11 protein-coding genes are annotated in these 10,914 nt (G+C 45.7%); 5 read left to right on the forward strand and 6 right to left on the reverse strand.

Annotated features, from left to right (window positions below):
* The first annotated feature begins 246 nt into the window (after positions 1-246).
* A complete protein-coding gene (gene gadW / locus E0D98_RS17460) occupies positions 247-975 on the forward strand; it encodes an acid resistance transcriptional activator GadW (RefSeq protein ID WP_000149991.1) in 729 nt (242 codons plus the stop codon).
* 362 nt (positions 976-1,337) lie between these two features.
* Here the strand turns inward: gadW and mdtF are convergent, their stop codons facing one another.
* Together mdtF and mdtE are read right to left on the reverse strand one after the other, a co-directional pair.
* Entirely contained in the window at positions 1,338-4,451 is a 3,114-nt protein-coding gene (mdtF, locus tag E0D98_RS17465) for a multidrug efflux pump RND permease MdtF (RefSeq protein WP_000024892.1), read from the reverse strand.
* A gap of 24 nt (positions 4,452-4,475) precedes the next feature.
* Positions 4,476-5,585: a multidrug transporter subunit MdtE gene (gene mdtE, locus E0D98_RS17470; protein ID WP_001340474.1), complete on the reverse strand. Its 1,110-nt coding sequence runs from the start codon at positions 5,583-5,585 to the stop codon at positions 4,476-4,478.
* Positions 5,586-5,692: 107 nt separating this feature from the next.
* Between mdtE and E0D98_RS17475 the strand changes: the two genes are divergently transcribed.
* Positions 5,693-5,971 (forward strand): hypothetical protein, encoded by a 279-nt coding sequence (locus E0D98_RS17475; RefSeq protein ID WP_001205333.1) that lies wholly within the window; start codon positions 5,693-5,695, stop codon positions 5,969-5,971.
* Here the strand turns inward: E0D98_RS17475 and gadE are convergent, their stop codons facing one another.
* Positions 5,972-6,499, reverse strand: a complete 528-nt coding sequence (gene gadE / locus E0D98_RS17480) for an acid resistance transcriptional activator GadE (RefSeq protein ID WP_000576690.1) — start codon at positions 6,497-6,499, stop codon at positions 5,972-5,974.
* A gap of 798 nt (positions 6,500-7,297) precedes the next feature.
* The gene (gene hdeD / locus E0D98_RS17485; RefSeq protein ID WP_000965672.1) at positions 7,298-7,870 is read right to left on the reverse strand and encodes an acid-resistance protein HdeD; all 573 of its coding nucleotides are present in this window, start codon (positions 7,868-7,870) and stop codon (positions 7,298-7,300) included.
* A gap of 254 nt (positions 7,871-8,124) precedes the next feature.
* On the opposite strand from hdeD, the gene hdeA reads away from it, so the two are divergent.
* The 3 genes from hdeA to E0D98_RS17500 all read left to right on the forward strand — a co-directional run bounded on the left by hdeA (position 8,125) and on the right by E0D98_RS17500 (position 9,610).
* Entirely contained in the window at positions 8,125-8,457 is a 333-nt protein-coding gene (gene hdeA, locus E0D98_RS17490; RefSeq protein ID WP_000756550.1) for an acid-activated periplasmic chaperone HdeA, read from the forward strand.
* Positions 8,458-8,572: 115 nt separating this feature from the next.
* Positions 8,573-8,899, forward strand: a complete 327-nt coding sequence (gene hdeB, locus E0D98_RS17495) for an acid-activated periplasmic chaperone HdeB (protein WP_131890787.1) — start codon at positions 8,573-8,575, stop codon at positions 8,897-8,899.
* A gap of 63 nt (positions 8,900-8,962) precedes the next feature.
* Complete coding sequence (locus E0D98_RS17500; protein ID WP_001296814.1) at positions 8,963-9,610, forward strand: MgtC/SapB family protein; 648 nt, start codon at positions 8,963-8,965, stop codon at positions 9,608-9,610.
* A gap of 41 nt (positions 9,611-9,651) precedes the next feature.
* On the opposite strand, the gene E0D98_RS17505 is transcribed toward E0D98_RS17500, so the two are convergent.
* Together E0D98_RS17505 and slp are read right to left on the reverse strand one after the other, a co-directional pair.
* On the reverse strand, positions 9,652-10,182 hold the full coding sequence (locus tag E0D98_RS17505; protein ID WP_000478621.1) for a LuxR C-terminal-related transcriptional regulator: 531 nt from the start codon (positions 10,180-10,182) through the stop codon (positions 9,652-9,654).
* A 155-nt stretch (positions 10,183-10,337) separates the two neighbouring features.
* The gene (gene slp, locus E0D98_RS17510) at positions 10,338-10,904 is read right to left on the reverse strand and encodes an outer membrane lipoprotein Slp (protein WP_001057453.1); all 567 of its coding nucleotides are present in this window, start codon (positions 10,902-10,904) and stop codon (positions 10,338-10,340) included.
* Positions 10,905-10,914 lie beyond the last annotated feature (10 nt).

Genomic DNA, 10,914 nt, shown 5'->3' on the forward strand with positions numbered 1-10,914 from the left:
TAAGTTAAATATAACTTTTACTGGAAATAAGATCAGCCATTTTTTTATAAACATAAGCTATACGCTGTGCGAAAATATATTCGTGCTGCATTTACTTATTATCAATTAACTGTTATGCAAAACTACTTTGTGGATAAATTTTGGTCCTACCAAATCTGGCAGTTTTTGCGCTAAGAAACAGTCTGGCAACATTTCATTAGTATACTGAAATTGAAATAATCGCAGTATGAAATATAAGGGATAATCATGACTCATGTCTGCTCGGTGATCCTCATTCGTCGTTCATTCGATATTTATCATGAACAGCATAAAATATCGCTGCATAACGAGAGTATCGTGCTGCTGGAGAAAAATTTGGCAGACGATTTTGCGTTTTGTTCACCGGATACGCGACGACTGGATATCGATGAGCTGACAGTTTGCCATTACTTACAAAATATTCGTCAGCTACCACGCAATTTAGGGTTACATAGCAAAGACCGTCTATTAATTAACCAGTCACCCCCCATGCCGCTGGTGACGGCGATTTTTGATAGCTTCAATGAATCCGGGGTAAATTCACCGATACTGAGCAATATGCTCTACCTTTCCTGTTTATCGATGTTTTCTCATAAGAAAGAACTGATCCCCTTACTTTTCAATAGCATCAGCACTGTTTCAGGAAAAGTTGAACGCCTTATTAGCTTTGATATCGCCAAACGTTGGTATCTGCGTGATATCGCGGAAAGAATGTATACCAGCGAGAGTCTCATCAAAAAAAAGTTGCAGGATGAAAATACCTGTTTCAGTAAAATATTACTCGCTTCCAGGATGTCGATGGCCAGACGATTACTCGAGTTACGTCAAATTCCTCTGCATACTATTGCAGAAAAATGTGGCTATAGCAGTACGTCGTACTTTATAAACACATTTCGACAATATTATGGTGTAACGCCACATCAGTTTGCGCAACATTCGCCAGGTACCTTTTCCTGACATATTTTGCATTTGAATATTGGTCAGGATCTCACACCTGCTTCATGTGAAACTCTTCCCTGATGATTTCTGCCGGGCTACCGGCTAGTTCTCTTTCGCAGTTTGCCAGGCGGTATAGGTATTTTCAGGAGGAAAAGACTCGGCATGTTTGGGATTATTAAGCTGACAATTCATACGATTACGGGAATGTGGGTCAGTATTGTGCTGTTCAAATTGATGACGAATGGCTGGAGTGGTTTCTACTTTCAGTGCTGTGTACTAAGCCTGGTATTCCTGACGGTTAGCTGGTTGTTGAGTGGTGAATGGTTAGCAGGAAAGAGTAAGGCTGAACCTTCACGTTCAACCTTACTCTCATTTACACGTTACGCTTTTTTAAAGCGGGCAAAGAGATGTTCCACTACAACGAAAAAGACCGGAACGAAGTAAATTGCCAGCACTGTTGCGGCAAACATCCCGCCCATCACGCCGGTACCTACCGCGTTTTGCGCGCCAGAACCGGCACCATGACTGATAACCAGCGGCAGCACGCCGAGAATAAAGGCCAGAGAGGTCATCAGGATTGGGCGTAAACGCATCCGCGCCGCTTCGATGATTGCCTCTATCGGCGTTTTCCCTTCTTTCTGCATCATCTCAACGGCAAATTCGACAATCAGGATGGCGTTCTTGGCGGAAAGCCCGATGGTGGTCAGCAAACCAACCTGGAAGTAGACGTCATTACTTAAGCCGCGCAGATCGGTGGCCAGTAATGCGCCAACGACGCCTAACGGAACAACCAACATCACCGAGAACGGAATTGACCAGCTCTCATAGAGTGCGGCGAGGGCGAGGAACACCACGACCAGTGAAATGGCATACAGTGCAGGAGCCTGGTTTGAGGATAACGCTTCCTGATACGACAGTCCGGTCCATGAGTAGCCGACGCCTGCCGGAAGTTTAGCGACCAGGTCTGCCATAAATTTCATAGCGTCACCGGTACTTTTCCCGGCCGCCGCTTCACCTAAAATCTCCATTGACGGGATGCCGTTGTAGCGTTCCAATCGCGGTGAACCATAGGTCCATTCGGTAGACGAGTAGGCAGAAAGCGGTGCCATCGTGCCAGAGGCGTTGCGTACATACCATTGGTTGATGTTATCCGGCAACATACGGAACGGCGTGCCTGCCTGGACATACACTTTTTTCACCCGCCCCTGGTTGAGGAAGTCGTTCACGTAGCTGCTGCCGAAGGCGGTGGAAATTGTCTGGTTGATATCAGACAGCGCCACACCCATTGCCTCAGCTTTCGCGGCGTTGACGTTCACTTTGAACATCGGCGTATCTTCCAGGCCGTTCGGGCGTACCCCGGTGACCTGGTCAGGCGATTGCGCTGCCAGTGATAACAGCTCGTTTCGTGCCTGGGTTAGTTTTTCGTGCCCCAGGTTACCGTTGTCCAGCAGTTCCATATCAAAACCTGACGCGGTACCCAGTTCAGCCACCGCGGGTAAGTTGAACGGGAAGACGACGGCTTTATTGATACTGCTTAACGCAATCATTGCCCGCTGAATGATCGCGGTAACCGAGTTTTCCTCACCGACACGTTCAGACCACGGCTTGAGACTGATAAACGCCAGGCCGTTGTTTTGCCCCTGGCCGCTGAAGCCAAAGCCGCCAACGGTAAACACCGACTGAACATTATCTTTCTCTTTTGTAAGATAATAATCCGTCACCTGTTGCAGCACTTTCGTGGTGTTAACCATGGTGGCACCGGAAGGTAACTGCGCGGTGGTCATAAATACCCCCTGATCCTCTTCTGGTAAGAAAGAGGTCGGTGTACGCAGGAACAGCACCGCCATCCCGGCGCAAATCAGCAGGTAGACCACCATGTAGCGACCGGTACAACGCAACAGCGAGCGGGTGCTATCGGTATAGTGCTGAGTTGATTTTTCAAACAGCGTGTTGAAGCGTGCGAACAGGGCGTTAGGTTTGTGACCGCCTTCCGGCGCGGCTTTCAGAATGGTGGCGCACAGGGCAGGGGTCAGGCTCATTGCCACAAATACTGAAAGCAGCATGGAGGAGATCAGCGTGATGGAGAACTGGCGGTAGATCTCCCCGGTTGCGCCGCTCATAAAGGCCATCGGCATAAACACTGCGGAAAGAACAACAGCAATACCGACCAGCGCACGTTGGATCTGCCCCATCGATTTATGCGTCGCTTCCTTCGGTGGTAGCTTATCTTCCGCAATGACACGCTCGACGTTCTCCACCACCACGATGGCGTCATCCACCAGTAACCCTATCGCCAGCACCATCCCGAACATAGTTAACGTGTTGATGGTGAAACCGACCGCCGACAAGATCGCAAACGTCCCGAGAATAACCACCGGTACGGCAATCGTCGGGATGATTGTGGCACGGAAATTCTGCAAAAACAGATACATGACCAGGAAGACGAGGATGATAGCCTCAACCAGTGTTTTAAAAACTTCCTGAATAGAAATTTCGATAAACGGCGTGGTGTCGTAAGGATAAACCGTCTTCAGACTTGCGGGGAAATAGGCTGATAAGCGGTTCAGCTCCTCTTTGACTGCCCGCGAGGTATCCAGGGCGTTTGCTCCGGTAGCCAGTTTGATGGCGATCCCGGCAGCAGGTTTGCCGTTATAGCGCGCCACGGTGGAATAATCTTCCGCTCCAAGTTCGACGCGGGCGACATCACGCAGCAGCACTTGCGAACCATCTTGCTGAACTTTCAACAGGATTTTGCCAAATTCTTCCGGCGTTTGCAGACGCGTCTGCACAATGATCGAGGCGTTTAGTTGCTGGTCTGCCGCCTGTGGCATGCCACCCAGTTGACCACCGGAAATCTGGTTGTTTTGCACCTTAATCTGGGAAATAACATCGGAAGGTACCAGATTGTATTTATTGAGTTTTTGCGGGTCCAGCCAGATACGCATGGCGTACTCGGAACCAAAGAGCTGTACGCTACCAACGCCCGCGGTACGGCTTAGCGGGTCTTTGATATTAGACGCTACATAGTCCGCGATATCGTACTGGTTGAGGCTGCCGTTATCAGAAATAAACGCCGCTACCATCAGAATATTACTGCTCGACTTATCAACGCTAATCCCCTGCTGCTGCACCGCTTCAGGTAATGAAGGCATAGCGAGTTGCAGTTTATTTTGCACCTGAACCTGTGCGATATCAGGAGATGTCCCAGTCTCGAAGGTCAGAGTGATAGAGGCATTACCCGCCGCATCACTGGTTGAAGACATGTACATCAGGCCATCAAGCCCATTCATATTTTGCTCAATCACCTGAGTGACCGAGTCTTCTACCGTTTGCGCATCGGCACCTGGATAGGTAGCGCTGACGGTAATGGTCGGTGGCGCAATCTGCGGATACTGCGCAACCGGTAAGTTCATGATCGCCAGACCACCTGCAAGCATCATAATAATGGCAAGTACCCAGGCAAAAACCGGGCGATCAATAAAATAGTTAGCCATGAAAGTCCCCTTAAGCCTGCAACGTTATTGTTTCGATTCGGTGCTGGCGTTTTCCTGGCTGGAGGAAATTGCTCGTGCTTTGATACCCGGACGAATGCGTTGCAAACCGGAAACGATCACCCGATCGCCAGCCTGCAAGCCAGAGGTGACAACCCACTGGTCGCCGATGGCTTTGCTGGCTTCAATTTCGCGTAGCTGCACAACATCGTCTTTATCCAGAATGAGCGCCGTTGCTTTACCCTGGGCGTTGTGGGTGACGCCTTCCTGCGGCACCAGTAATACATTCTGGCGGCTACCTTCATCCACTAATGCCGTGACGTACATGCCAGGCAGCAAGTCACCATTTGGGTTGGGGAAAATCGCCCGTAACGTCACGGAGCCCGTGGTTTCATCCACCGTCGGGTCGGAGAATTTCAGCGTGCCGGTCTGGCTGTAGCGTTTACCATTTTCCAGATTGAGCTGTACTGGCGTACTGCCCTGAACCTGTTTGATTTGCCCACTGGCGACCTCTTCTTTCATGCGTAAGAAATCTTGCACCGACTGCGTGAGATCGACATAAATCGGGTCCAGACGTTGTACGGTAACCAGCGAATCTGCCTGATTAGCGGTAACGAGTGCGCCGACGGTCACCGACGATTTCCCGCTGACGCCCGTAATCGGCGAGGTGACATTCGCGTATTGCAGATTGATCGTCGCCTGTTCAACAGCCGCTTTGGCGACGGTGACATTGGCTTCTGCTTCATTCAACTGGGTGCGCGCGGTGTCGTAATCCTGACGGCTAACGTAGTTGGTCTTCAGCAACGATGCCTGGCGGTTAAAGGTGATGCGGGCATTGCTGGCGGTAGAGAGCGCTTTCGCCAGCGAGCCTTTGGCGGAGTTTAGCTCGGCCTGTAAAGGTGCAGGATCAATCTGATACAGCGAATCGCCCTGGTTCACTTTATCGCCTTCGATAAAGTTGCGTTTAATGATAATACCGCCCACCTGGGGACGTATCTCGGCAACTTCATAAGGAACGGTTCTACCGGGCAATTCGCTCAACACATTGACCGAACCGGGGGAGAGTGTGACGACACCGACCTCAGGCGTCATGGCGGCGGCGTTTTCCGCCGATTTGTCATCGCAGGCGGTGAGCATCGCGCCGCAGAATAACAACGGTATTAACAGCTTTCTTCTTCTGTTCATTTTAGTCCCTGAAAATTCTTGAGAAATAACGGTTCTTTAAATTGCGCGCGAGGAGAGATATGAGGGATTTACAGACCAGCGGCATAGTGGGGTTGTCAGCCAGTAAGGTGGGATACAGGTATAGTGATCGACATGGTGAGGTCAACGACAAAAAAAATGTTGCCGTTCTGCCAACAGTTCCTGCCAGCATTCGGGCAACGAAGGGTTCTACTGGTGGATACACATACCAGGGGAATAAAGTCGTTTTAGCCTCTCCTTTAGTAATCACCGGGGGTAATGAAATCAGCATCTGCATCCCTCGTCATGCCAGCCATCAATTTCAGTTGCTTATGTCCTGACTAAAAATAAGATGTGATACCCAGGGTGACGATGTCGCTCATACGTCTTAGTTTCAGCTTGTACATAATGTTGAATTTCTGAATCTTTAATGTTTGTTGCGAAATATTGAGCGTCGACGTGATATTGCTTTCATTTTTATTTTTCAGAATCAGTTGCATAATTTTGAACTGATTATGTGAAAAACATAATTGTGAATTCTTATGGGGCAAGTGTTTACCATAAGTAATCTCAAGAAGATTTTTGATACTTTCTTTGCGGCTAACAAAATAAATAGGCGCTTTAGCTTTTAGTTTACTGATGTGATAAGGTGCCAAAACAATAATTCTCTCGGCATCTAATTTCTCCAGAAATTTAATCGCTTCTTCATCAAGGATATGATTGTGATAGGTATCAATGATAACCTTGAAGGGTTTATTGCCTACTTTTTTGATCTCTGACAGGGAATTGATTTTTATCATTTCGTGATTATCTTTCAACTGCCAAAAGCCCTGTAAAAGAAAAGAATCTTTCGTCATGAGAAAAATCATAACTTGCTCCTTAGCCGTTATCGTTTCGAACATGTCATCCTTTTCATTATTTACATCCTTGTCCGAATCGTTGTTCAATATAGTAAACGCCTATAAGAACTTTGCCCTTCGTGAACTAATACGTCTATTAACACTAATCAATACTTCAGATTTATCCATCACGCACTCCATATATTGATCCTAAGTAAGATTCCTGGTTGTTATCAGTTTGTAAACAGTAAACAAAAAGTTAACGTTTGCGGATTACTGCCCAAGAATAAGTTATCAATAACCAGTTTGTGATCTCTGAAGAATATTACTAAAGTTAAAATGTAATCCGATTTAAATATCGAGTCTCCTTGTTTCGACTTAAGCTGGCAATTGGATTGCCAGCTTTCTTTTAACGCATTGAAATTACCTGAGTAAATAACGCATTCATGTCTTCAGGTTTTTATATAGCGTCTGGAGACACGGATATTTATGCAATGTAATCAATGCCAGTTGCAAAAAAATGAACCCGGATTACTTATTTAACCGCCCATAGCATCAACGCTTACGGAACTCTTTGTTCACTTTCCCACTGCACTTTTAAAACATTAAACCTGACTACGGAAAATATCAGCCATGATAATGTTTGAAATGGCTAATTTGCCATGGAGTGAAAAAAATTAGATGAAATTCAGTAGGTTGAAATAATCACTAGCAGGTAATTATTTCAATGATAGTGCGCAATTGATCTACAACGCTGCGTAGCGGAGAGAGTATTAATCGGATCATAGTCACATCAAGTGACTATGATCCGGGTGACAACCGGGATAATTATTGCTGCTTAACGAACAAACTGGCGAAGCTGAACAGGCTGGCGGCGCTAAATATCAGTTCAATTCCCACCAGTGTGGAAACCAGCGTTACAGACACCATCGGCGTTGCACCAAGGAATATCCAGGCAATGACGATATCCAGCACACCAATAACGAGCTGTAGCCAGCTGCCTTTCATTGAACGCTGACGATACCAACTCATCAGGCGAATAACCCCTGCAACACAGAACAAACCGGCAATAAATGCCGCAATGGCAAAAATGCCCAGCTCCGGTGCGCGGATGAAGAAATAGCCGATCAATAAATAGGCGACTGCGACGAGGAAACCGGATAATACCGGCCAGAAATTATGACTGCGGTTGCTGAATAACCCGACAATAAGCGCAATGCCCGAGCAGATTAATAATGCACCCACTACTGTGCTTAAAATATCGCCAGAGACGAACGGGAAACTGATACACAGCAACCCGACGATAAACAACAGCACGGCAATAAACTGGATTGCTCTGCGATGTTTTTTAAGCATCTCCAGATCAAACTTCAAAATTGTTGCCTTATCTATATATAACATAGAACCACCCTATAAAATTAAGAAGAAAATCCCCTGCTATCAATCTATGCCAAAAACGCGTCTAAGAATGCAGTCGATTTAATAAAAATTTCCTAATTACAGTATCTGATGCATCTGTAACTCATTGTATTGAAATAAAAATATCTGATTTTGATATTTTCTATCAACATGACATATACAGAAAACCAGGTTATAACCTCAGTGTCGAAATTGATTCGTGACGGCTCTTTCACTTTATAGTTGAGGATATTACGATGAAAAAAGTATTAGGCGTTATTCTTGGTGGTCTGCTTCTTCTGCCAGTTGTAAGCAATGCAGCGGATGCGCAAAAAGCAGCTGATAACAAAAAACCGGTCAACTCCTGGACCTGTGAAGATTTCCTGGCTGTGGACGAATCCTTCCAGCCAACTGCAGTTGGTTTTGCTGAAGCGCTGAACAACAAAGATAAACCAGAAGATGCGGTTTTAGATGTTCAGGGTATTGCAACCGTAACCCCAGCTATCGTTCAGGCTTGTACTCAGGATAAACAAGCCAACTTTAAAGATAAAGTTAAAGGCGAATGGGACAAAATTAAGAAAGATATGTAATTCCGGGAATGCGTTACATCGTACTTCCTTGCATATTGAACAGGCCGGAATATCTTCTTTAAAAGCAGCTATTCCTCCTGTTCATATATAATCTCTATATTGAATGGGTTACAAAATGAATATTTCATCTCTCCGTAAAGCGTTTATTTTTATGGGCGCTGTAGCGGCTTTGTCACTGGTGAACGCACAATCTGCGCTGGCAGCCAATGAATCCGCTAAAGATATGACCTGCCAGGAATTTATTGATCTGAATCCAAAAACAATGACCCCGGTTGCATGGTGGATGCTGCATGAAGAAACAGTATATAAAGGTGGCGATACCGTTACTTTAAATGAAACCGATCTCACTCAAATTCCTAAAGTGATCGAATACTGTAAGAAAAACCCGCAGAAAAATTTGTATACCTTCAAAAATCAAGCATCTAATGACTTGCCGAATTAATGAGGTACAAGTAAAAAGGAGTAGCAAGTTGAGCCATCTTGCTGCTCCTTTTTGCATTTTTATATGACAGCAGAATTTATTATACGTCTTATACTCGCGGCAATTGCCTGTGGCGCTATTGGCATGGAAAGGCAAATGCGCGGCAAAGGAGCAGGGTTACGCACACATGTATTAATTGGCATGGGAAGCGCCCTGTTTATGATTGTTTCGAAATATGGTTTTGCTGACGTGCTGTCTTTAGATCACGTCGGACTCGACCCCAGCCGTATTGCTGCTCAGGTGGTGACGGGCGTCGGGTTTATCGGTGCAGGTAACATTCTCGTTCGTAACCAAAATATTGTAGGTCTGACGACGGCAGCGGATATCTGGGTGACCGCCGCCATAGGTATGGTTATTGGCAGCGGTATGTACGAACTGGGTATTTATGGTTCAGTGATGACCTTGTTGGTGCTGGAAGTCTTCCATCAATTAACCTTCCGCCTGATGAACAAAAATTACCATTTACAGCTGACATTAGTGAACGGTAATACGGTATCAATGCTCGACTGGTTTAAGCAGCAAAAAATAAAAACGGATTTAGTTTCGTTGCAGGAAAATGAAGATCATGAAGTGGTCGCCATTGATATCCAGCTTCATGCCACAACGTCGATAGAAGACCTGTTGCGATTATTAAAAGGTATGGCAGGGGTGAAAGGCGTTTCAATTAGCTAATCTGTGTGGCAGCGTAGCCAGACTCACCGTAAGCCTGAAATTCACACCAGATAATCAATATGCTGATGGCGTACCAGCTCATTGATCCGCTTAAGATTGAGGATCATCATGATATTGTGTTTATGGCAGTAGAACGTTTTTAGCGATATTTTCAGTTTCTCCAGAATATCTTCCGTTGTCATTTGATTCGCAATGCAGCTCAGAACCTGATGTTGCTTGCGCGAAAGTGACACATTCGCTTCAGGCACAGAGCAGTAACTGCCATTGATGAGTGCGACAAAATCAATGATAGTGATAGTCCGCGGAACAAAGGTCACCGGTACTTTCCCCAGACAGCGTTTAATATTAAAGGGGGAGAAAATAATCACATGGACAGGTTTTAATCGTTCAATTTGAGTGAGAAAATTAGAATGAAATACATTATTCATTAATGTATCAATAATGACGAAGGCATTCTGATGCAACATTACGTCGATCTCTTCTTCGTTCTGTATATGAACGACATTACCTTTACTCAGAATGTTTTTCATCGCGGTGAAGAACATCGTATCCCTGGTAATTATAAGAAACATAACCGACTCCTGGTGCGGACATTAACTTTATAATCAGTTTGCCAAAGGTAATTAACAGGACAGGGCTTATAATAATAATAGTTAGCTTACTGTATATTAATTTTATGTAATACATGATGCAGATGCTGAGAAAGCATCTGCATCTTTCGGTGGTGTTATTTGACCAGCTCAGGTGTTACCTGACTCACCGCATTGGTGTAGTAAGGCGCACCCCAGCCCGGTTCCGGCCAGAATGCACCATAGCCGTAATCCCACAGGTTATAGGTGGTATTAACCACTTCTCTCAAATGCCACACCTGGATGCCCTGCATATTCACTTCTAGGAAGTTATACGGGACTTTATTGATAAAGCCTGGTTGTTCACCCTGAATGGTACCGAGGATGGTAACAAAGTGATTACGATAGTTCACTGGATCAAGGAAGCCGCTTTGTCTGGCGAGCAGTCGGCCCTGATAGTTGGCTTCAATATCAGGCTTCGCATAGCTATCCAACGGTAATACAGCGATTTCTAACAACGTATCCGTTTTGCCATTGATAACGTTGATAACCTTCCCACCAAAGCGCGCTTGTTGACCAACATATAACCCCGGCTGGTTATGAACAGCAACAAAACTTTTTTGAATATCAGGTTGGTTATTGCCTTTGATATTTTGCGGAATTGAACTACATGCGGCAAGCAAAAATGAAAGGCTGAGGATGAGTGCACCTTTTGTCATGTTCATGTTACTATCC

It is taken from the genome of Escherichia sp. KCJ4928 (assembly GCF_004352695.1).
Taxonomy (GTDB): domain Bacteria; phylum Pseudomonadota; class Gammaproteobacteria; order Enterobacterales; family Enterobacteriaceae; genus ECMA0423.